22 protein-coding genes are annotated in these 22,339 nt (G+C 63.9%); 7 read left to right on the top strand and 15 right to left on the bottom strand.

Annotated features, from left to right (window positions below; translation table 11 throughout):
* Positions 1-9 precede the first annotated feature (9 nt).
* On the top strand, positions 10-1,248 hold the full coding sequence (gene flgL / locus P9220_RS04555; RefSeq protein WP_309763788.1) for a flagellar hook-associated protein FlgL: 1,239 nt from the start codon (positions 10-12) through the stop codon (positions 1,246-1,248).
* 182 nt (positions 1,249-1,430) lie between these two features.
* On the opposite strand, the gene P9220_RS04560 is transcribed toward flgL, so the two are convergent.
* The 14 genes from P9220_RS04560 to fliF all read right to left on the bottom strand — a co-directional run bounded on the left by P9220_RS04560 (position 1,431) and on the right by fliF (position 15,283).
* On the bottom strand, positions 1,431-1,676 hold the full coding sequence (locus P9220_RS04560) for a hypothetical protein (RefSeq protein WP_309763789.1): 246 nt from the start codon (positions 1,674-1,676) through the stop codon (positions 1,431-1,433).
* Between the two features lie 1,004 nt (positions 1,677-2,680).
* Complete coding sequence (gene fliR / locus P9220_RS04565; RefSeq protein WP_309763790.1) at positions 2,681-3,475, bottom strand: flagellar biosynthetic protein FliR; 795 nt, start codon at positions 3,473-3,475, stop codon at positions 2,681-2,683.
* A gap of 9 nt (positions 3,476-3,484) precedes the next feature.
* Positions 3,485-3,754, bottom strand: coding sequence for a flagellar biosynthesis protein FliQ (gene fliQ / locus P9220_RS04570; protein WP_035962223.1), 270 nt, complete (start codon positions 3,752-3,754; stop codon positions 3,485-3,487).
* Between the two features lie 59 nt (positions 3,755-3,813).
* Positions 3,814-4,521, bottom strand: coding sequence for a flagellar type III secretion system pore protein FliP (gene fliP / locus P9220_RS04575; RefSeq protein WP_309765385.1), 708 nt, complete (start codon positions 4,519-4,521; stop codon positions 3,814-3,816).
* Between the two features lie 271 nt (positions 4,522-4,792).
* Entirely contained in the window at positions 4,793-5,323 is a 531-nt protein-coding gene (fliO, locus tag P9220_RS04580; RefSeq protein ID WP_309763791.1) for a flagellar biosynthetic protein FliO, read from the bottom strand.
* Positions 5,320-5,754 (bottom strand): flagellar motor switch protein FliN, encoded by a 435-nt coding sequence (gene fliN, locus P9220_RS04585; protein WP_035962228.1) that lies wholly within the window; start codon positions 5,752-5,754, stop codon positions 5,320-5,322. The genes fliO and fliN overlap by 4 nt, the downstream gene beginning before the upstream one ends.
* Positions 5,747-6,748 (bottom strand): flagellar motor switch protein FliM, encoded by a 1,002-nt coding sequence (fliM, locus tag P9220_RS04590; protein ID WP_309763792.1) that lies wholly within the window; start codon positions 6,746-6,748, stop codon positions 5,747-5,749. Before fliM ends, fliN begins: the two co-directional genes overlap by 8 nt.
* Positions 6,749-6,782: 34 nt before the next feature.
* A complete protein-coding gene (gene fliL / locus P9220_RS04595; RefSeq protein WP_309763793.1) occupies positions 6,783-7,274 on the bottom strand; it encodes a flagellar basal body-associated protein FliL in 492 nt (163 codons plus the stop codon).
* A gap of 1,115 nt (positions 7,275-8,389) precedes the next feature.
* Positions 8,390-9,778, bottom strand: a complete 1,389-nt coding sequence (locus P9220_RS04600; RefSeq protein ID WP_309763794.1) for a flagellar hook-length control protein FliK — start codon at positions 9,776-9,778, stop codon at positions 8,390-8,392.
* Between the two features lie 56 nt (positions 9,779-9,834).
* On the bottom strand, positions 9,835-10,284 hold the full coding sequence (gene fliJ, locus P9220_RS04605; RefSeq protein ID WP_309763795.1) for a flagellar export protein FliJ: 450 nt from the start codon (positions 10,282-10,284) through the stop codon (positions 9,835-9,837).
* 57 nt (positions 10,285-10,341) lie between these two features.
* The gene (gene fliI, locus P9220_RS04610) at positions 10,342-11,868 is read right to left on the bottom strand and encodes a flagellar protein export ATPase FliI (RefSeq protein WP_309763796.1); all 1,527 of its coding nucleotides are present in this window, start codon (positions 11,866-11,868) and stop codon (positions 10,342-10,344) included.
* Entirely contained in the window at positions 11,862-12,530 is a 669-nt protein-coding gene (fliH, locus tag P9220_RS04615; protein ID WP_309763797.1) for a flagellar assembly protein FliH, read from the bottom strand. The genes fliI and fliH overlap by 7 nt, the downstream gene beginning before the upstream one ends.
* Positions 12,523-13,518 (bottom strand): flagellar motor switch protein FliG, encoded by a 996-nt coding sequence (gene fliG, locus P9220_RS04620; protein ID WP_309763798.1) that lies wholly within the window; start codon positions 13,516-13,518, stop codon positions 12,523-12,525. Before fliG ends, fliH begins: the two co-directional genes overlap by 8 nt.
* On the bottom strand, positions 13,508-15,283 hold the full coding sequence (gene fliF / locus P9220_RS04625; protein WP_309763799.1) for a flagellar basal-body MS-ring/collar protein FliF: 1,776 nt from the start codon (positions 15,281-15,283) through the stop codon (positions 13,508-13,510). The genes fliG and fliF overlap by 11 nt, the downstream gene beginning before the upstream one ends.
* Before the next feature lie 255 nt (positions 15,284-15,538).
* Between fliF and fliE the strand changes: the two genes are divergently transcribed.
* From fliE to P9220_RS04650, 5 genes are all read left to right on the top strand, one after another.
* A complete protein-coding gene (gene fliE, locus P9220_RS04630) occupies positions 15,539-15,904 on the top strand; it encodes a flagellar hook-basal body complex protein FliE (protein WP_309763800.1) in 366 nt (121 codons plus the stop codon).
* A 234-nt stretch (positions 15,905-16,138) separates the two neighbouring features.
* Positions 16,139-16,558 (top strand): flagellar export chaperone FliS, encoded by a 420-nt coding sequence (fliS, locus tag P9220_RS04635; protein WP_309763801.1) that lies wholly within the window; start codon positions 16,139-16,141, stop codon positions 16,556-16,558.
* A gap of 29 nt (positions 16,559-16,587) precedes the next feature.
* Complete coding sequence (locus tag P9220_RS04640) at positions 16,588-16,917, top strand: flagellar protein FliT (RefSeq protein WP_309763802.1); 330 nt, start codon at positions 16,588-16,590, stop codon at positions 16,915-16,917.
* A gap of 41 nt (positions 16,918-16,958) precedes the next feature.
* On the top strand, positions 16,959-18,239 hold the full coding sequence (locus tag P9220_RS04645) for a flagellar hook-length control protein FliK (RefSeq protein WP_309763803.1): 1,281 nt from the start codon (positions 16,959-16,961) through the stop codon (positions 18,237-18,239).
* Entirely contained in the window at positions 18,236-18,538 is a 303-nt protein-coding gene (locus P9220_RS04650) for an EscU/YscU/HrcU family type III secretion system export apparatus switch protein (RefSeq protein ID WP_309763804.1), read from the top strand. Before P9220_RS04645 ends, P9220_RS04650 begins: the two co-directional genes overlap by 4 nt.
* Before the next feature lie 21 nt (positions 18,539-18,559).
* On the opposite strand, the gene P9220_RS04655 is transcribed toward P9220_RS04650, so the two are convergent.
* Positions 18,560-20,269, bottom strand: coding sequence for an isovaleryl-CoA dehydrogenase (locus tag P9220_RS04655; protein WP_309763805.1), 1,710 nt, complete (start codon positions 20,267-20,269; stop codon positions 18,560-18,562).
* A 334-nt stretch (positions 20,270-20,603) separates the two neighbouring features.
* Between P9220_RS04655 and P9220_RS04660 the strand changes: the two genes are divergently transcribed.
* Complete coding sequence (locus P9220_RS04660) at positions 20,604-22,310, top strand: OmpA family protein (RefSeq protein ID WP_309763806.1); 1,707 nt, start codon at positions 20,604-20,606, stop codon at positions 22,308-22,310.
* Positions 22,311-22,339 lie beyond the last annotated feature (29 nt).

Consider the following 22,339-nt stretch of genomic DNA (forward strand, 5'->3'; position numbering starts at 1 on the left):
CGAACCGCGATGCGTATTTCCAGTTCCCAGTACTTCAACATGAACGTCGCTTCGATGAGCGACCAGCAGAGCACGCTTGCGTCGATGTATCAGCAGATTTCGGCGGGCAAGCGCATTCTCACGGCATCGGACGATCCGCTCGGCGCCGCGCAGGCGGTGCAACTCACGCTGCGCAGCGGCGCGCTTGCGCAATACAGCACGAATCAGACGACGGCGCTGTCCGCGTTACAGCAGGAAGATTCGACGTTGAGCGACGTGAGCAGCGTAATGCAGAGCATTCAGTCGAAGCTCGTGCAGGCGGGCGACGGATCGCTCAACGATTCGAACCGTGCGGCGGTTGCGGATGCGATCAAGGGCTATCGCGATCAGCTGATGGGCCTCGCCAACACGACCGATGGCAGCGGCAACTACATCTTCTCGGGCCTGAAGGGCGGCACGAAGCCGTTCTCGGATGATCCGTCGGGTGTCGGCACGACCTATTCGGGCGATTACGGCCAGCGCACGATGCAGATCAGCGAAGGACGCTCGATTGCCGTGGGCGATACGGGCGCATCGATTTTCCGCAGCGTATCGCCGACGGAGAGCGATCCGGTATCGAGTGCGGCTTCGGGCAATACGGGTACGGGCACGATCAGTTCGGTGAGCATGGAGGACACGAGCAACCCGAACAACGCGAGCACGTACACGATCACGTTTTCTGTCGATGCGACCGCTGGCACGACGAGCTATCTGGTGACGGCGACGCCGCCGGATTCGTCGTTGCCGACGACGCCGACTGCGTACACGGGCAAGACGGACATTGCGCTTGGCGGACAGAAAGTGACGATCGACGGGACGCCCGCGAACAACGATACGTTCACGGTGCAGCCGGCGGCGACGGACAACAACGACATCTTTGCGACGCTGGATAATCTGGTGAACGCGCTGAAGCAGCCGACGAACACGCCTGGGGCGCAGGCGGCGCTCGTCAATGCGCTGACTACGGCTGGGACCAAGATCGACAATACGTTCAATAACGTGCTGTCGGCGCAGACGGTGGTCGGGGGACGCGAGCAGGAAGTGCAGTCCACGCAGACTGCGATGCAGACGACGCAAACTCAGACGGCTTCTGATCTTGCCAATCTGACTAGCATCGATCTTGTTTCTGCTATCAGCTCTTATGAGTTGACGCAAACATCGTTGCAGGCTGCGCAGATGGCTTTTACGCAGATTCAGAAAATGTCGTTGTTTGATTACTTGGGCAGTTGAGGCCTCTTTGGAGCTGCTTTCTTTGTCGCTGTAGTGAAAGTCTTCAAAGAAAGCTGCTTCTTGCGGGGAACTGGTATTCGTGTCGGTCTGTTAGGTCGGCCCTTCCCGGGGAAGGGCAATTTTCCTTTGCGTTGACTTGTATTCGTGTCGGTCTATTTGTGCGCCCCTCCCCGGGGCGGGGGTCACTTTCTTTGCTGCTGCAAAGAAAGCACGATGAGCTGGGGCGTGAGCGGAACGAGTCGGGCGACCAGTTCGGCGATGCCGTCAGCGCAATTGGCGACACGGAAGTACTCGTTGGACTCGTGAAAGGCGACGTCGAGAAAGGCGCCGCTGACATCGATACCGACGAACAAGGGAGAAACGGAAGAGGATTGGATTTGGTTCACCACAGCACCCATACTTGCAAAAAATACGAGCTCGAGGCTCATTCAACTGTCCGGGTTCTTAGCAGTAAGATGAAGCGGCGCCACCAGCTTTCTTTCGGGCTGCGAGCCCTTGTCACACAAACGGGCTACCGCTTCGGCGAACCGGAAGGGATCAGTTTCCGGACGCTGGGAACAATATACAAGTCACCAAAGAAAGCAGCTTTTCGGGCCCAAAGCACAATACGCGTGACCACTCCGTAGAACATCGGTGGCACTCAGCTTGACAGAGCCCTGAATCACCTTCCACGCCCACTGACGACTCACGTCCTCCGAGCCCCTTGGCTCGACAAACCAGTGGGGCACCATGCGCAACGCAGGCTCAGCGCGAATCGCGTTGCAACTCACGTTAGATGGCAGCGACCGATGCAAAACGTCGTTCGCTACGGACGACAACGGCTGGCTGTTGACGACCAGATTCTTGCCCGCGTGGCACCTACGTAGAACGGTCCGACGAGCCAAGCAGCTGAAAGTACGTTGACGTGCGACGCGCTTGAAGGCTGAGAACCTTAGGTTCATTACCGACTAGTTTCTTGCGTGCGCGGGCTTCCCACACGGCAGACTTTGACAAGCCAAGAGGCTCAGTAAGCGTATGTCATTAGTGGCTGAGGAGAGTGATCGAGGTAATGAAACTTAACCTGATGGGCGACTAAGTTCTTCTGCGTGGTGCTTGGCAGACGGTAGGTTTTGACGAGCCAAGGGGCTCGGAGGACGTTAGTCGTCAGTGGGCGTGGAAGGTGATTCAGGGCTCTGTCAAGCTGAGTGCCACCGATGTTCTACGAAGTGACCAAACGGTGACTGCTTTGGGCCAGAAAAGCTGCTTTCTTTGGTTACTTTCTTTGCATGGGACCAGAGTAAGGCGCTAAAGCGCCAACTCTGGTCGACAGCAAAGAAAGTGACCCCCGCCCCGGGGAGGGGCGTGCTAATAGACCGACACGAATACAAGTTCCCCGAAGCGAAAGCGAAAGCCAAAGCCAAAGCCAAAGCCAAAGCCAAAGCCAAAGCGAAATCTAGAACATCCCTTGCGCAACGCGCCCCACCTGTGCAATTCCGGAATCAAAGACCCGCAAGAAGAAGGGCAAAAGGTTAGGCACCATGAGCTGCAGCAAGAGCAACCCCACGAGCATCGTGACAGGAAACCCGACCTGAAAGATGCCAATCTGTGGCGCAGCCCGGTTAAGAATCCCGAGCGCGAGGTTAGCGATAAGCAAAGCAGCCACAACCGGCAACGCCAGCAAAAGTCCGGTAGCGAAGATACTGCCGCCATAGCCGACGAGCACCCGCCACCCCTGCGCATGTGAAGCCGCAGCAACGACATTCGCCCCGACCGGCACGTTCTGAAACGTGGTCACGAGCGCGCCGATCAACTGCAGATGCCCATCGAAGACGAGAAACGCGAGCATCGCCAGCGTATTGAGGTATCGCGACACCACGACCGCATTCCCGCCCGCGCGCGGGTCGTAAAGCATCGCGAAGCCGAGGCCCATCTGCTGTCCGATGAATTCGCCGGCCGCATCGATGGCCGCAAAGGCAATCTGCATCGTCATCCCAATGGCCGCGCCGATCAAAAACTGATTCACGATGATCCACACGCCCGCCGCCGAAAACACCGTCGCCTGCGGCATGGCCGGCAACGTCGGCGCAACGATCAGCGTAACGAACGCCGCAAGCGCGATCTTGACACGCATCGGAATGGCCATGTGGCTCAGAATCGGCGCCGTCGCCACGACCGCGAGAATACGCACGAACGGCCAGAGAAAGGCGGTCAGCCAGCCATTCAGCTGCGCATAGGTGACGGAAAACATCGCGGCGGCTCAGCCCGTAATGCCGGGCGTGATGGTGAACACATGCCGCATGTAGTCGAGCAACGTGGAAAGCATCCACGGCCCGGCGATGACGAGCGTCACCGCAACGGCAATCAACTTGGGAATGAACGACAGCGTCGACTCATTGATCTGCGTGGCCGCCTGAAACAGGCTCACCACCAGACCCACGACCAGCGCCACCAGCAGCAGCGGCGCGGCCAGCAAGAGGGCGACATACATCGCCTGATGCGCCATCGTCATGACGGATTCGGGTGTCATCTCAAAGTCTCAACAAGTCAACAAACGAAGGTCGATCAACGAAGGTCGACCAACGAAGGTCAGGAAACGAAGCTCTGCGCAAGCGAGCCGATCAGCAACTGCCAGCCATCGACGAGCACGAAAAGCATCAGCTTGAACGGCAGCGCAATCGTGGAAGGCGAAACCATCATCATGCCCATCGACATCAGCACGCTCGCCACCACCATGTCGATGATAAGAAACGGAATGAAGATCGTGAAGCCGATCTGAAAGCCCGTCTTCAACTCGCTCGTCACGAACGACGGCACGAGCAGCGAGAGCGGCACGTCCTCGGGACCGTTCATCGGCGGGGCCTTCGAAATGCGGGCGAAAAGCGCAAGATCCGATTCGCGCGTCTGCTTCAGCATGAACTGCTTGAAGGGCGCGACGCCGCGCGTCATCGCCTGCTCCATCGCGATCGTGCCTTCGGAGAAGGGCTTGTACGCGTCGTTATACGCCTTGTCGAGAACCGGCGACATCACGAAGAACGAAAGAAAGAGCGCCAGTCCGACGAGCACCTGATTCGGCGGCGTGCTCGACGTGCCGAGGGCCTGGCGCAGCAGCGACAGCACGATGATGATGCGCGTGAAGCTCGTCATCATCAGGACCATCGCGGGGAGGAACGAGAGCATCGTCAGCAGCAGCATCGTCTGCACACTGAGCGAATACGTCGTGCCGCCGTTGGGGCCGGGGCTCGTGTTGAAGGCGGGCAAACCCGCCGTGCTTTGCGCGAGCGCCGCGTACGGCATCACCGCGATGACAACAGGCAGCGCGACTTTGATTCCGCGCACGATGTGACGACTGACCTGCATTACTTGCTCCCGCCTACGAAAACGTAGTCATGTTCGACAGGCTGAATTGTCGATCAGGCGGCTCGCAAACGATGGCGGGAAAAGAGGGGGGATTCGGGTCTAACTCGTTCTATTGCGAACGACGCTCAGGCCCGTTTTCCGGCGCCGAAATCAAAAGCGCGCGGCCCTCGCGGACCGCGCGCTCAGTGACCACTGTGCGAGCGACAGCTTACTTGCCGCCGCCGGCGAACTTCTGCAGCCGCTTGCTCGCTTCGCCTGCGAGGGCATCGCAAAAGCGCTGGCCGAACGAGCCTTGCAACGTTTGCGCGGGCGAGGGCGCTTGACCGGCGGGAACATCGACTTCCGCCAATCCGGCCGGCATCGTATGCAGGAGCCGCACGTTGCCGGGCCCCGCGCCGAGCACGAGCCACGTGTCGCCCACTTCGACGACCGCCACGCGTTCCTTGTTGCCGAGCGATGCACCGCCTACCACCTTGACGATGCCGCTTCGCTTGCCGCCCTGAAAGCCGAACTTGCGGGCGAGCCATGCGCAGCCGAACACGAACCCGATCACGATGACGAGACCGAGCAGCGTCTGCAGCACCGCGCCGAAGCCGAGCGACGGCACCGCGCTTCCCGCACCGACGCCCGATGCGATCTGCGCCGCGTGATTCACCGCGTTCATATCGGCGGCGCGGGCGAAGGACGACACCGCCAGAAGCGGTGCGGCGAACAACGAGCCAGCGGCGATGCGTTTCATCGATTCAGCTTCCGGATACGTTCGGACGGCGTGATGATGTCCGTCAGGCGGATGCCGAACTTGTCGTTGACGACGACCACTTCGCCTTGCGCGATGAGGCAGCCGTTCACGAGCACGTCCATCGGTTCGCCGGCGAGACCGTCGAGTTCCACGACCGAGCCTTGCGCGAGCTGCAGCAGGTTGCGGATGGCGATCTTCGTGCGGCCGAGTTCCACCGTCATCTGGACGGGAATGTCGAGAATCATCTCGATGTCGTTGCGCGTGGACGGCGTCGCGGCTTTCGACAGCGGCTGGAACACGCCGGCGGAGGCGACCGGCGTATCGTTGCCGTTCTGTTCGGCGAGCGCGGCGGCCCAATCGTCCATGGCCATTTCTTCGTTGTTCGAAACGGTCGCGCCGGGCTGCGTGTCTTCCTGCATCAAATCACTCATAACTACCTTCCTTCGGGGAATCGCTTGCGCTGATCATGTTCTGGACGCGCAGCGCGTATTGACCATTGAAAATTCCGTAGCCGCATTCCATGACGGGCACGCCATCCACTTTCGCGACGACGTGCTCGGGAATGTCGATCGGCAAAACATCGCCCGCGCGCATGTTGAGCAGCTTCTCGAACGACGAGCGAATCTCCGCGAGATCGACCGTCAGTTCCACTTCCGCCGATTGCACTTGTTGCGACAGCACGCGCACCCAGCGGCGGTCCACTTCGAGCGCTTCGCCCTGAATCGGCGATGAGAGCACGTCGCGGATCGGTTCGATCATCGAGTACGGGAAGCAGATATGCAGCGTGCCGCCCGTCGAGCCGAATTCGATCGTGAACTGCGTGACGATGACGATTTCGTTCGGCGTCGCGACGTTCGCGAACTGCGTGTGCATTTCCGAGCGCATGTATTCGAACTGCAGCGGACGCACGCTGCGCCAGGACGCCGCGTAGTGTTCGAACACGAGGTTGAGCAGCTTGTGGATGATGCGCTGCTCCGTCTGCGTGAACTCGCGGCCTTCGACGCGCGTATGGAAGCGCCCGTCGCCGCCGAAGAGGTTATCGACGACGAAGAACACGAGATTCGGATCGAACACGAACAGCGACGTGCCGCGCAGGGGCTTCACGTGGACGAGGTTCAGGTTCGTCGGGATCGGCAGATTGCGCGTGAATTCGCTGTACTTCTGCACCTTCACGGGACCGACGGAGATTTCCGCCGAGCGCCGCATGAAGTTGAAGATGCCGACGCGCATGAGGCGCGCGAAGCGGTCGTTGATGATTTCGAGGCCGGGCATCCGGCCGCGGACGATGCGTTCCTGCGTCGCGATGTTGTAGGGACGTACGCCGGCGCCGGGCTTGTTCTCGTCGGAGACCTGGTCTATTTCGCCGGTGACGCCTTTGAGGAGGGCATCGACCTCCTCTTGCGACATGAACTCTTCGTGGCCCATGACTCTTTCCGTTCCTTAGTTTGGTGCCGGGGGCTTACTGGACGACGAACTCGGTGAAGAGCACTTCATCGACGCGGGCGGGCTGATCGGGCGTGCTGGCGGTGGCTTCGACTGCGCTGCGCAGTTCGGCTGCGAGCTTGCGTTTGCCGTCGATGGTCGCGAGTTCTTCGGGGTGTCTGGCGGAGAGGATCAGCAGTACGCGGCTGCGGATTTCCGGCATGCGTTCGGTGAGGGCGGCCTGGCCTTTTTGATCCTTGAGCTTGAGCGTGAGCCCGACGCGCAGGTAGTGCATGATGCCGTCGTCGGATTGCAGGTTGACGGTGAGCGAGTCGAGCGGGAAAAACACGGGCGGCGGCAGTGGCGCGGGTTTCGCGGGACCGTGGTTCGTCTTGCCGATGAGGAAGTAGGCGCCGCCGGCGCCTGCGCCGAGCAGGACGATTGCGCCGATCGCGACGATCAGGATGCGCTTGAGTTTGCCGCTTTTCGCGGGAACGATGGGTTGCTGGTTTGCGGTCGTGGTAGCCATGAATGCGTGCCTCTTTCGATAGGGTGCATTGTTCGCTATCGCACCGAATTGTGATGGGGGGAATAGAGGGGGGTTTCGGGGTTATCTTTGGGTTTTGGACGGGGATTGGCGCTCGAGGGGGGGACGCTGGCGCTTGGTCTTCGGTTCTCGGCGCTTGCCTGGCGTTGTGCTTGTTATCGCGTCGGGCTATTGGCTCGCACGCCTTCTCGCGGCGGGGCAATTTTTCTTTGCGGTGAGCTTGTATTCGTGTCGGTCTATTAGTGCGCGCCTTCCGGGGCAGGGCAATTTTTCTTTGCGGGGAACTTGTATTCGTGTCGGTCTATTAGTGCGCCCCTCCCCGGGGCGGGGGTAACTTTCTTTGCTGCTGCAAAGAAAGTCACCAAAGAAAGCAGCTTTTCGGGCCCAAAGCACAATACGCGTGACCACTTCGTAGAACATCGGTGGCACTCAGCTTGACAGAGCCCTGAATTACCTTCCTCGCCCACTGACGACTCACGTCCTCCGAGCCCCTTGGCTCGACAAAACCAGTGGGGCACCATGCGCAACGCACGCTCAGCGCGAATCGGTATTCACAGTCCAAGATTTGCCTCCCACGCCCACTGACAACTAACGCCCCGAACCTCTTGGCTCTACAAAAACCAGTGGGGCGCGAGACGCTACTCACACTCAACGAGAACGATCACTGTGCAAGAGTGGATAAAAGGAGCACCCTGCTGGGGCGCACACCAAGCGTTGCACGGCGGCAAGTTTGATGATTAACCGAGTGAGTTTCTGTGCGCGTGGTACTGAGCGCACAGTAGGTTTTGACGAGCCAAGGGGCTCGGAGGACGTTAGTAGTCAGTGGGCGTGGAAGGTCATTCAGGGCTCTGTCAAGCTGAGTGCCACCGATGTTCTACGAAGTGGTCACGCGTGTGTGCTTTGGGCCTGAAAAGCTGCTTTCTTTGGTGACTTTCTTTGCAGCAGCAAAGAAAGTTACCCCCGCCCCGGGGAGGGGCGTGCTAATAGACCGACACGAATACAAGTTCCCCGAAGCGAAGGCCAGCGCAGACGCAGACGCAAGAGCAAAAGCAAAGGCAAAAGCGAAAGCAAAAGCAAAAAAGCTACCGCCTGAAGCCTCAGGCAAACGTATCCACCAGTCCCACAACCCGCCGCACCGGCAAACCAGCCCCCGAAGCGCCGCCAGCGATACCAACACCGCCAGCAGTACCCCCACGCCGGCCGCCACTGTCGCCCTGCTCACGCGAACCCTGATCCTGCCGCCCAAACGCCGATCCATCCGAAACAGAAGCACTCCCAAGGCTAATGCCATTCGCCTCCATGGCCTCCCGCAGCTTGGGCATAGCCGCCTCGACGGCCTCCCGAACCTGCGCATGCTGCGAAACGAACAGCGCATGCGCATGGTTATCGGCGACCTGGAGCGTCACTTGCAGCGGCCCAAGATCCTTCGGATTGAGCGTCAATTCAGCACTCTGCTGATCCGCATTCGACAAAAATACCACCTTCTGACTGAACGCATCGTCCCAGCCGGACCCGCCCACGTGCGGCGCAATCGCCGCGCTCGTCGCCGCCGTCATCGCGCCCTGCGGATTCGATACCACCGAACCCGCCGATGCCGTCTGCATCGCCACCGCGTGCGCCGCAGCATCCGCTGCCTGCTTGTACGCGGCAGTCGCTCCATCGGCAATAACCGGCGTCAGCGCGGCCTGCGCATGAGTCACCGCAGTCGCGTCACCCTGAACAGCGGCGGCCGCATTCTTGCCATCGCCCGTCGATGCATTCGTCAACACCACACCGCGCGCGCCCTTGCCGCCGCTCGGCAAATCCTTGCCGGCTTCCGCGCCAGCGTGTCCCGATGCCGCCGTCACGACCGCAGCCGCCGGCGGATTGCTCATCGCCGCCAGCGCAGCTTGCAACGCGTCCGGCGCCGATTTGGCATCGCCGGTTTTCTTCGTGTCGCCAGTCGCGGATGCATCGTCATCCGTCGATACCGTCGTCAAGCTGCCCGTCGCCGCATCGGCGAGATCGGCGAGCGTCGTGTCGTCGGCAGCAGCATCGGAATTCGCGTCTGCATTCGCAGCACTAGCCGCATTCGCAGCATCGGCGCGCGCCTTCGCGTCGGCGGCAGCCTTGGCCGCTGCATCGGCGGAACCGCCCGGCTTCGTCGATGACGTCGCCTTCGATCCATCCGCGCTTTCGGTCTTGTCCGCAGGCTTCGATGCGTCCGCCGCAGCATCGCTCGCATCCGCAGACGACGATGCCTGCGCGTCATCACTTTGCTTGGCAGCGCTGTCGTCGGGCTCGGGCGCGTCATGCACGCTCGACTCGTTGCCCGAAGTCAGCGCCTGCGCCGCTTGCGCCTCGGCATTGGCGCGATCGGTGATGCTCTGCAGCGTCAGCCCGAACGACGCGCCCGCGCTCGCCGCGCGCCGGGCCGCCGATGCGCCCGAAGACGAAGACGATGACGAGGCACCCGTCAGCGCGCCAGTAAATGAAACGGAGGACATATCAGTCTCTGGAAATCGATGAATGAACTACACGCGGACAAACGCCGCTAAAAATCTCAAGCCCGTGCAGCACGCATGCGAAGCACCTTCGCCGCATGCTCGTCGGCCTCGCGCTGTTCGACGCGCGCCGCTTTCTTCGCAAGCACCGCTTCGCCGCGCGCCGCAAGCACTTCGTAACTGCCGACCTTCTGCTTCTTGAGCCGCCACTCGGGCTTCATCGCCTCGATGCGGTGATCCGCCATGACGAGCGCCGCGCGCTGCTGCGCGATGGCCGCATCGAGCGTATCGACGAAAGCCTGAAAATTGCGCAGCGTCTGCGCCGTCGTGCCTTGTTGCGCCGATGCCGTGAACTTCGCGTGGTACTCGTCGCGATAAGTCACGAGCGATGCGAGCTGCGCCTCGGCGTCGTTTTTTTCCTGCTGCAGTTTGCCCAGCTTTTTAGTGGCGGAGTCGAGCTCTTCTTGCGCGAGTTCGATGAGCGTGTTGATCGGCAGATTCTTGGACATGGACGTGCGGTCTCTGTGGTCGGGGTCTACGCGTTCTTATGACGAATGGCTCGAATACTAGTCGAAAAGCTGATGCAACAAATCGAGGCTCGGTTCAAAATTTGCCTGCTCACGAAAGCCTTGCTGTAAAAACGACTCCATCCGCGGATACAGCGCAATCGCACGGTCCAGCAACGCATCCCGTCCGTGCGAATACGCACCGACATTGATCAAATCCTTGTTCCGCTGATAGCGCGAAAGCATCTGCTTGAAGAGACGCACGCGCTCGAGATGCTTGTCGTCGATGATCGATGTCATCACGCGGCTGATCGACTGTTCGATGTCGATCGCCGGATAATGCCCCGCTTCCGCCAGCGACCGGTTCAGCACGATATGCCCGTCGAGAATCGCGCGCGCGGAATCGGCGATCGGGTCCTGCTGATCGTCGCCTTCGGTGAGCACCGTGTAGAACGCGGTGATCGAACCGCCGCCTTCCGGTCCATTGCCCGTCCGCTCGACGAGCGCCGGCAGCCTCGCGAACACCGACGGCGGATAGCCCTTCGTCGCGGGCGGCTCGCCGATGGCGAGCGCGATCTCGCGCTGCGCCATCGCGTAGCGGGTGAGCGAATCCATCAGCATCAGCACGTGCTTGCCCTGATCGCGGAAATATTCGGCAAGCGAGGTCGTGTACGCGGCGGCCTGCATCCGCAGCACGGGCGATACGTCCGCCGGCGCGGCGACGACCACCGAGCGGGCAAGTCCGTCCTCGCCCAGAATCTGCTCGATGAATTCCTTCACTTCGCGGCCCCGCTCGCCGATCAGCCCGATCACGATCACTTCCGCGCTCGTGTAGCGCGCCATCGTGCCGAGCAACACCGATTTACCGACGCCCGAGCCCGCGAACAACCCCATGCGCTGGCCGCGTCCGACCGTGAGCAGCGAATTGATCGCGCGCACGCCGACGTCGAGCACTTTATGAATCGGCTCGCGATTCAGCGGATTGATGACGGGCCCGGCCAGCGGCGCATCCATCTTCGCGCCGAGCGGACCGAGGCCATCGAGCGGGCGGCCGGAAGCATCGACCACGCGGCCGAGCATTTCCCAGCCGACGGGCAAACGCTTCGCGCCCGCCATCGGATCATTGATCGGCGCGCTCTCCAGCGGATACACCCGCGCGCCGGGCAGAAGACCCGCGACTTCGGTCGTCGGCATCAGGAACAGCTTGTCGCCCGCGAAGCCGACGACTTCGGCTTCGGCTGCCGGGATCGCGCTGCCAGGCGGCAACTCGATCATGCATTCCGATCCCACGCCCATCTTCAGACCGACCGCTTCGAGCACGAGACCCGCGGCGCGCGTGAGGCGGCCGCACGGACGCAGCGGCTTCGCAATGGCGTTGCGCGACTTCAGCGCGTCGAGCTTGTCGCGCCACGTGTCGATGTGCGGATTGCCCGCGAGCGCGGCCAGTTCGGCGATCGTGCGCGCGGCGTGCGTGTCGGCCTGTTCGTCGGCGGCGGCTTCGTCGCCCGCGAGCGGTCCGAACGACGCCCGCGCGAGTTCCTGTTCGAGCGCGCTCAGTCCATCCTGCGTAATCCGGTTGTTCACCACGGCTTGTTCCTCCCGAGCGCGGCGGCCACGCGTTCCCATCGCGATGCGTTGGTCGCATCGATTTCCCCGGTCGCGGCGTGCGCCTTGCAGCCGCCGCGTTCGATGGCCGGATCGGGCCGCACCGTCCAGCCGGCGGCTTCGAGTTCTTCCTTCAGATACGAATCGACGACCGGCAAATCCGTCGGGCTGACGACGAGCGTCGGCGCGCCCGAAAGCTCCGGCTCGGCGGCGATCACTTCACGCGCCACGGCCACGAGCGCGGTCGGATCGAGCGTCAGATGCTGACGCACGACCTGCTGCGCGATGTCGATGGCCAGCGCCGCGAGCGATTCCGCGATGGCGGCGTCGGCGGCCTGCAGCGCGGTCTTGAACGTGTCGGCGATTTGCGCGAGTTGCGCCGCTTGCGCGAGCGCTTCCTTGCGGCCTTCCTCGAAGCCGCGCGCCTCGCCCTGCTCGAAGCCCGCCTTGAAGCCCAGCGCCTGACCGGCGACGTGCCCCTTCGCGAGACCCTGCGCATGGGCGTCTTCCTCGACGCGGCGCAGATGCGCTTCGAGCGCAGCCTGTTCCGCCGCGCTGTTGTCGACGGTGACGGGATCGAACGACGCCATCTCCCAACGCTGATACGCCGACACGTTGGCCTTTGCCACGGCAGCGTCAGACATATGCGTCCTCCGCCTTGCCGCCTAGCTGGATCTGGCCGTTCTCGGCGAGATTGCGCACGATCTGCAGAATCTTGCGCTGCTGCTGCTCCACTTCCGACACACGCACCGGACCGCGTGAATCGAGGTCTTCGGCGAGCAGTTCCGCCGCGCGCTGCGACATGTTCGACAGGAACTTCTGGCGCAAGCCGGGCTGCGCGCCTTTCAGCGACACGATCAGCGTTTCCGACTCGACTTCCTTCAGCAGCAACTGGATCGCGCGGTCTTCCAGATCGAGCAGGTTCTCGAACACGAACATCTGGTCGATGATCTTCTGCGCGAGTTCGGCGTCGTACTCGCGCACGTTCGACAGCACGCCTTCCTCGTGATTGCTCGACATGAAGTTGAGAATCTCCGCCGCCGTGCGGATGCCGCCCATTGGCGCGCGCTTCAGGTTGTCGCTGCCCGAGAGGAGCGTGGTCAGCACGTCGTCGAGTTCGCGCAGCGCGGCGGGCTGAATGCCGTCGAGCGTCGCGATGCGCAGCAGCACATCGTTACGCAGCCGGTCGTTCAGGAGCGACACGATTTCCGAAGCCTGATCGCGGTCCAGGTGCACGAGAATCGTCGCGATGATCTGCGGATGCTCGTTCTTGATGAGTTCCGCGACCGCGCCCGAGTCCATCCACTTGAGGCCTTCGATACCGCTCGTATCGCTGCCTTGCAGAATGCGGTCGATCAGCGCGCCGGCCTTGGTTTCGCCGAGCGCCTTCGTCAGCACCGAGCGGATGTATTCGCTCGAATCGAGCGACAGCGCGGTGTGCTTTTCGGCTTCCTGCACGAATTCGGTCAGCACGTTGTCGAGCTGCTCGCGCGTCACGTTCTTCAGCGCCGCCATCGTCGCGCCGATTTTCTGCACCTCGCGCGGCGCGAGATACTTGAAAACGTCGGCGGCTTCTTCCTCACCGATCGACATCAGGAGGAGAGCGGCTTTATTCAGGCCTTCAGCGTTCATCGGACACCCAGTTCTTCACGACGGTCGCAACGATTCTCGGGTCCTGGCGCGCGACCATCCGCGCGTAGTCGAGATTGCGATCGAATTTAGCCTTGTTGCTTTCATGACCGAGGAGACTCACCTCGGCATCCATTTCTTCGTCAACCTTCTTCTCGCCGGCCGCCGCCGGGCCGTCGAGCAGCGAGAGCTCGTCCGGCGCACCGGCCAGCGCGGGCGCGACTTCGGGCGGCGGCGGGAAAGCGCGGCGCATCGCCGGCTTCACCATGCTGAAGTACAGGAACAGCGCCACGATGCCGATGCCCACGTACTTCGCGAGCGAGATGCCGCGCGCGATCATGTCGGGCGTGCGCCACCACGGCACATCCGGCGTCGCGTTCAGGTCCGACGAGAACGCGCTGTTCACCACGTTGACGGAATCGCCGCGCTTCTCGTCGTAGCCCATTGCGTCCTTCACGAGCTGCTGCACTTGCGCGAGCTTGTCGGCGGCGAGCGGCGTCATCGTGACGTTGCCCTTTGCATCGACCTTGCGCTCGAAGTTCACGACGACCGCCACGGACAGACGCTTGATGCCGCCCGTCGCCTGCTCGAAGTGGCGCACGGTGCGATCCACTTCATAGTTCGTCGTCGTGTCGCGGCGCTGATTCTGCGGCGTGGACTTCGTCGCGGCCGTGCCGGATGCGGCGGCATCGATCGGCGCGGATGCCGCTTGCGGCGGCTGGTTCGACAGCGCGCCCGGCACGCCCGTCGCACCGCTGCCCGACGTTTCGCTCGATTCGCTCGATTGCTGGCTGCGGATCGCCGTGCTCTGCGGATTCGCGTTCGGGCCATAGCTTTCGGCCGTCTGCTCGAGCTTCGAGAAATCGATATCCGCGCTCACCTGTGACCGCGCATTGCCGGCGCCGAAGAGCGGCGCGAGGATCGCGTCGATGCGTTTTTGCGTGTTGTGCTCGATCTGCTGCACGTACTTCAGTTGCGATGCGTCGAGGCCGTTCGCGGCGCTCTGGCTCGTGAGCAGGTTGCCGTCCTGATCGACGATGTTCACGTTCTTCACCGGCATGTCCGGCACGCCCGACGACACCATGTGCGCGATCGCGAGCACTTGCCCTTCGTCGAGCACGCGGCCGGGGTAGAGGTTGACCATCACGGAGGCGGTCGGCAGTTCCTTGTCGCGCACGAAGACGCTCGGCTTCGGAATCGCCAGGTGCACGCGCGCCGACTTGACCGACGAGATCGAGCCGATGGTGCGCTCGAGTTCGCCTTCCAGCGCGCGCTGATAGTTGATCTGCTCGGCGAACTGGCTGATGCCGAACTTCTGGTTGTCCATCAGTTCGAAGCCGACCGAGCCGTTCTTCGGCAGACCCTGGCTCGCGAGACGCAGACGCGTCTCGTGAACCTGCTCGGCCGGAACCAGAATGGCGCCGCCGCCTTCGGACAGCTTGTACGGAATGTTGCCCTGCTGAAGCGCGGTAACGATTGCGCCGCCATCGCGATCCGACAGATTGCTGAACAGCACGCGATAGTCCGGCTGGCGCGACCAGAGCAGCAGCCCCGCGACGACCATCGCCAGCACGGCCACCGCGATGATCAGCGGCACGCGCGGGTTCGAGCGGAATTGCGAAAGCATCGGCACGCGCTGTGCGAAGCCGCCGAAATTGCCGCCCGACAGGCCCGCGCCCGCAGCGGCGCTTGCGGCCGCGCCGGGTTGCGCGCCCGCCAGGCCCATTCTGGCGTCGGGCGTAATCAAAGAGTTGTTGGGCGTTTCCATTTGGCGTCGATACTCCGAATCTTGGCGTCTTCCCGTCTCCGCCGTTCGTCAGCGGTTGAGGAGTCTTTTCACGATGGGGATTATCCGCACAACATTGCAAGTCGATTCGATGAATAGAGCCGGGTTTCCCCCGTTCTTCGGGCGGTTTGGAAGCGCACCCGCTGCTAATCTTTCTCAAGCCCGGCGAGGCGTCAAATGCGCCGCCCGGACATCCTTCTGTTCTTTGCAATAGCGTTGCAGTCATACGGAGTCAACATGAACTTTCCGATCAATCCGCTTTCCGCCGCACTGAGCGCGATCCAGTCGATGTCCGCGCAGGCGGCCGGCGGCGCGGCGGCGTCCGGCGCAGTCACCGGCGCGGCCTCCGGCGCAGGCGCAAGCTCCGGCGCGGTGAGCGCGGGCAGCTTCGCGGATGCGCTGAAATCGTCGATCGACAAGATCAGCGACAACCAGACGAAAGCGGTCAACGAAGCGCACGCGTTCGAAATCGGCGCGCCGAACGTCTCGCTCAACGACGTGATGGTGGACATGCAGAAGGCGAACGTCGGACTGCAGTTCGGCCTCCAGGTCCGCAACAAGCTGGTGTCGGCGTACAACGAAATCATGCAGATCTCCGTCTGACGCGTTCAGACGCCGTCCGTGCGACCCGGCCGTTCGGGCCCCGCAGCCTTGCCCCTAAAGCTTTGCCGCGTTTCTCCGATAACCCCGATAACAGCACGGCGAACGATGGTTCGCTCGCGACAGCGGGCGGCGCCTTCGTGATTTCCGCCGGCACCGATTTCTTTCCGGACACGCGACGGGCGTCCGGACGGGCGGCGAATCGCCGCGCCGGCATCGCATTCAGGGAGAGCCACGATGTATTCGCAGGGACAGGCGGGAGCCAACGCATATGCGCGCGTCGGCGTTCAGACGGGCGTGATGGGAGCCAGCCCGCACCGGCTCATCGTGATGCTTTATCAGGGCGCGCGGCAGGCCATCGCGCAGGCGCGGATGCATCAGCAGCAGAACAACATCGGGGCACGCGGGGCGGCGATCACCAAGGCGATCAACATCGTCGAAAGCGGCTTGCAGCAGGCGCTGAACAAGGAAGCGGGCGGCGAAATCGCGCAACGGCTGGACGCGCTGTATTCGTACATGACGCGCCGGCTCCTCGAGGCGAACCTGAAACAGGACGAGAAGATGCTCGTGGAAGTCGACGACTTGCTCGCGACGCTCGAGGAAGCGTGGGTTGGAATCGGACCGGAAGTGGCGCAGATGACCGCGGCAGCCGTCTGAACGAAGCGGCGGGCGACTGCCAGAGAAGAATGAAAACCACACAAGAATACTTCGCTCACTACGAAGCCATCGCCGCACTTTCCGCCCAGATGCTGGTCGCGGCGCGCGAAGGCGACTGGAGCGAACTAAAGGCGATGCAGGGTGTGTATCGCGAGCTGATCGACCAGTTGCAGGAAACGGATGCCGGGTCGGAGCTCGACGAAAGCGCCCGCGCGCGCAAGCTGGATCTGGTGAAGAAGATTCTCGCCGATGACGCCGCCATCCGCGATCTGAGCTCGCCGAGCCTTGCCCGCCTGTCGGCGCTTTTCACTGTCAACAGCACGGCGCGCGTTCTTAAGAAGATGGTCGGACTGCGTTGAAAGACGCGCCGCGCTTAGCGGACGCACTTGAGGATTTCGGCATGACAGGACTCGACTCCACGCTGGCGGCACTGCTTGCGAGCCGCACCGACCTCGTCCTGTCCGCTATCCGCGCGGCCGATGGCGTCAACGGCGCAGCCGGCGCCGCCGCTGGCCGCACGACCACCCAGGCGGATACATCGCATTCCGTCGATACGCCCGTCACGCCGGCATCCGGCGCGGCGAACGCGGCGGCATCGGCGAAAACGGAGCTTTCGGACGTCGCGCGCACGCTCGACGTCATTTCGCGGCTCGGCGGCGCGGCGCCCGCCGTCATCGGCGATACGCCTCTCTGGCCGACGCCCCCGCGCCCCGCGAGCGCCTTCGCGGCGCTCACCACCGGTCTTTTCGATACCGCTTTCTCCGCCAACGCTGCCGCCGTCGCCGCTGCGCGCGCCGCGAGCCTGAACCTGCCGCCGCTGCCGGCGTCCGTGCTGGCGGGCGAACTGGCGAAAACCGTCCGCGAAAGCGGGCTCTTCTACGAATCGCATCTCGCGCAGTGGCTGGCGGGGCAGCGCACGGCGGCGTCGCTCGGCAACGAGCCGCAGGCGCACGTCGATGCCCGCGCGATGCCGCTCGACTTCACCGACGATTTCCACGCCGCAGCCGACGTTCCGGACACGCCCGCGCCCGCGCCGATGCCCGCGCGTCCCGTCGCAATGCCACAGACGCCGCAGCAGGCGGCGGCGCTCGCGGCATCGGTGCGCGACGCCCCGGCATCCGTGCTATCGAATTCGCAGACGGCGAGCGCCGCGCCGGCGACGAGCGCGCAGCCGGGATCGCATGAATCGGCGGTGCAGGCGTCCGTGACGGCGGGCATTCATCCGGCGACGCTCGATGTCGTGCGCCAGCAGCTCGACATGCTCGCCAACGGGCAGTTTCGCTGGCAGGGCGACGCGTGGCCGGGGACGCGCTTCGAATGGGAAATCGGCCGCGAGCCGCGCGACGCCCGCACGCCCGACGCGCCCGCCGACGATCGCGCATGGCGCACGCGCGTGACGCTTTCGCTGCCGGCGCTCGGCACGGTGGACGCCGAACTCGTGCTGACCGGCGAGCGATTGACGGTGCGCATAAAGGCGAGCGATCGCGGCGCGGGCCGCCTTGCGTCGGATGGCGCGGCTTTCGCGCGTCAACTGGAAGCGGCGGGGATCGCGCTGGCGTCGTTCTCCGTGCGTCCGGCGGACGGCGCCGCGGACATCGACCTCGGCGAGCACGGCGCGAGCGCGAAGCCGGTGCGCTCGCCGCTCGCGCATCTGTTTGGCAGCGACGGAGGCTCGGCATGAGCACGCCCTACAGCCGTAAGCAGGCGACGGCGCTGACCTACGACGCCGCGAATCACGAAACGACGCCGCGCGTCGTCGCGAAGGGTTACGGGCTCGTCGCGGAAATGATCGTGCAGCGCGCGAAGGAAGCGGGCGTGTACGTGCACGACTCGCCCGAAATGGTGTCGCTGCTAATGCAGGTCGATCTGGACGCGCATATTCCGCCCGCGCTTTATCAGGCGGTGGCGGAATTGCTGTCGTGGGTTTATCGGCTGGAGAACGAGGAGCCGATTCGGGAAGCGGGGCGAGCGGTTCGCTGACGGCCGCCGCATCGCTGCCCGCTATCCCGCAAACGCCCTTTCCACGATCCCTCCGTGATCGAACCGCGCCGGCAACGTTCCGTACACCCGCCCGGTATCGCCGCGCGCATCGCCGAGCCGCGTGTCGAGGAACGCCTGCGCCACATCCGCAGGCGCATGGCGCGCCATCAGCACGGCTTGCGCGCATAACGCCAGCCGCTGGGCGATGCCCCGCGCCGACGCCTCGCGCGAAGACGCATCGCCCGTCAGCATCGCCACCAGTCCCTGCAGCGCCGCCCCGAGCGCCGGCTGCGTCGCCGCCGTCTCGCGCCAGTCGTCGAACAGCGCGTGCGCCGCGTCCTGTTCGCGCTCGAACGCGCGCAGCACGTCGAGACACATCACGTTGCCGGAGCCTTCCCAGATCGAATTGACCGGCGCTTCGCGATAGAAACGCGCCATCGGTCCGGTCTCGACGTAGCCGTTGCCGCCCCAGACTTCCATCGCCTCGCCGGTGAATTCGAGCGCGCGCTTGCACACCCAGAACTTCGCCGCCGGCGTCACGATGCGCCGCCACGCGCGCTCGTGCGGCGCGCTGCCCGCCGCCGCGCTCTGCTCGAACGCGCCCGCGAGCCGCATGAACAGCAGCGTCGCCGCTTCCGATTCGAGCGCGAGGTCCGCCAGCACGTTGCGCATCAGCGGCTGATCGGCGAGCCGCGCGCCGAACGCGTTGCGATGCCGCGCGTGATGAATCGCCTGCACGAGCGCCGCACGCATCAGCGCCGCGCTGCCGATCGCGCAGTCGAGCCGCGTGAAGTTCGCCATCTCGATGATCGTCGGCACGCCGCGTCCTTCGTCGCCGATCATCACGCCGTAGGCATCGAAAAATTCGACTTCGCTGCTCGCATTCGAGCGGTTGCCGAGCTTGTCCTTCAGCCGCTGCACATGCACCGCGTTCTTGCGGCCGTCCGGCGCGAAGCGCGGCACGTAGAAACACGACAGCGCGCCTTCGTCGGCGGTGCGCGCGAGGACGAGATGCGCGTCGCATTGCGGCGCCGAGAAGAACCACTTGTGGCCGATCAGCCGATATTCGCCGCCGCGCCCGCCGCCACCGATCGCATGCGCCCGCGTGCGATTGCTGCGCACATCCGAGCCGCCTTGCTTTTCGGTCATGCCCATGCCGATCATCATCGAGCGCTTGCCGGCTTCGAGCGGGATGTCGCGCGGATCGTGTTCACGCGACAGCAGCGGCGCCGCGAGCCGCGCGTATAGCGCCGGTTCGCGGCGCAAGACGGGAATGCTCGCGAAGGTCATCGTGACCGGACAGAGCGACCCGGATTCGAGCTGGCCGTGCAGAAAGTAGCCCGCGCAGCGCGCGGCCATCGATCCGGCGCGCGCCCGGGGTTCGAACGGGAGCGCCTGCAGGCCCTCGTGACGCAGGCGGCGCAGCAATTCGTGCCACGCCGGATGAAACTCGATGGCGTCGATCCGTTCGCCGCGTGCATCGTGCGTCGCGAGTTCCGGCGCGTGGCGGTTCGCCAGGTCCGCGAGCGCGAGCACGTCCGGCTGCGTGAGGGCGCGGGCATCGCGCGACAGCGCCTCCGCATGCCACTGCGCGCCCTCGCGCCCGACGGCGGCGGCGAGCGCGCGGTCGGCCGAGAAGGCGTCGTAATCGCAAAGCGGCGGCGCCTGATTCGTGACGTGATGCGTCGCGCCGAAAGAAAAGGCGTGTGCGTCGGCCAATGGCGAATCCATGCGTCGGTCTCCCTCATGCGTGGCGCGGCAACGGCGCCGTGTGTTCCACGCGACACTCGCCGAATGCTTCGCCGCCATCTCGAATTTATCCATCATAGGCCGCGCTTCCGGCCGGGGTGTAGAGGCATCGCTCTGTTCAATCGGGCCGGGCGTGGCGGCGCGGTTGTCACAGCATCGTCAACTTTTCTGCGGCGCAGTCTGAAAGCACTGTGCGCTGAGACAAATCCGATTGTTCAGGCGTCCACGCTGACGGGCCGGAACGCGAACCTATAATCGGCCCGACCTACCGGGCACGACTGCCCGCGCGACCACGCCTTTTCTGGAAGTAATCCGAATGAGCATCAACCTCAATCAATTGGTACAGGGCGCTTTGAACGAAAGCGTGTTGCAGCATCTGGCCACACGCGTCGGCTGCACGCCGGAATCCGCCAAGCGCGTGATCTCGTTGTGCAGTCCTGCGCTTATCGGCGCGATGATGAGCAAGGCGTCGTCGCTCGATGGCGCGCGCAACCTCTTCGCATCGGTCATGTCGCCGAGCGTGAACACGCATATCGCCGACGAACTGCCGCACTTCGTCATGCACGAAGAAGGCATGCAGTCGCTGCTGGCCACGGGCGCATCGGTGGAAGGCGCGGTCGCCTCACACGACAGCCTCAACAGGCTGAGCGAGCGCATCGCCGACCACACCGGCGTCGCGGCGGATTCGACCCGCGCGCTGACGGGCGTGGTCGGGGCAACCGTCCTCGGGCTGCTCAAACGCTATTTCATGCAGCACAACGGTCAGGTCGGCTCTTTGCCGACGCTGCTCGGTCATCAACTGCCCGTCGTGCGCGCGAACATGACGGACGCCTTCGCGCAGGCGCTCGGGCTCGGCTCGGTCGGCGCGTTTCTGGCGGGCGTGGCGTCGCGGCTGAAGGCGGTGTCGTCGCACCTGGAGCATCCGGCTACGCACGAGGCGGCGGCATTCCCCATTCAGAACGACCGCCCGCCCGAGCCGGAGGCCCCCGACGAAACGCATGACGCGCCGGGCAAGCGCAAATGGCTGTGGGTGGCGAATGCGGCTGCGCTCGCGCTATTCGCGGCGCTCGTCGCGCGGGGCTGCGCGACCGACGACAAGCCGAAGGAGCAAGCAGCCGATGCGCAAGCGGACGCTTCGGCCGCGTCGGATTCTTTCGCGGATTCGCCCGGCGGCATCGCCGCGGATGCGTCCGCATCCGCGCCGGGTCAGGCGTCCATCCCGACGTTGCTGCCTGGCAGAGAGGCGGTGGCTTCGTTCACTGTCGATGCGTCCGGCGTGCCGACGCTCAGCGCGAAGGTCGGCAGCGAGGAGGAGCGGCAGGTCCTGATCGACACGTTGTCGTCCATGCTCGGCGGCGACAAGTTCCATGCAAACGTGACCGTCGATCCGGACACCAAGCCGTCCACGTGGGTCGGCAAGCTCGACAAGCTGCTTCCCGTGCTGACGCTGCCCGGCGCGCGCGTGCACATCGCGGGCGACAAGATCGAACTGGGCGGCGAGGCCGCCGACGCGAAGCTCGGCTGGCTCGACAAGCTGAAGTCGGTGTTCGGCTCGGACTGGAAGATCGGCGCTGCATCGAGCCCAGCGGATGCGCCGGCATCGGCCGCATCTGCCGCGTCCGGTAGTTTGGTCGTGTCGAACGGCGAGGCGTGCTCCCCGCCGGCCATCGCCCGGATGCTGAACCAGAAGCCGATCAACTTCCGCGTCGGCTCGAATACGCCTCCCGCCGCCGCAATGGCGGCGCTCGCCAAGTCCGCCGAGACGCTCAGGGCATGCGACGAAAGCGTGTCGCCGATCAAGCTGCAGATCGCCGGCTATTCCGACAACACGGGCAGCGCGGCATTGAACGTCGCGCTGTCGAAGAAGCGTGCGGAAGCGGTGCGCGCCTATCTGGTGAAGCACGGCATTCCGGCGACTTCGCTGACGGCGCAAGGCTTCGGCGAAGCCAGCCCGATCGCCAGCAACGACACGCCCGCCGGACGCATGGCGAATCGCCGCATCGAGTTCCAGGAAGTGCGCTGATCCGGCATTCGTTTCCATTCCCGCGCCGA

Origin of the sequence: Caballeronia sp. LZ016, from assembly GCF_031450805.1 — a bacterium.
Taxonomy (GTDB): Bacteria; Pseudomonadota; Gammaproteobacteria; order Burkholderiales; family Burkholderiaceae; genus Caballeronia.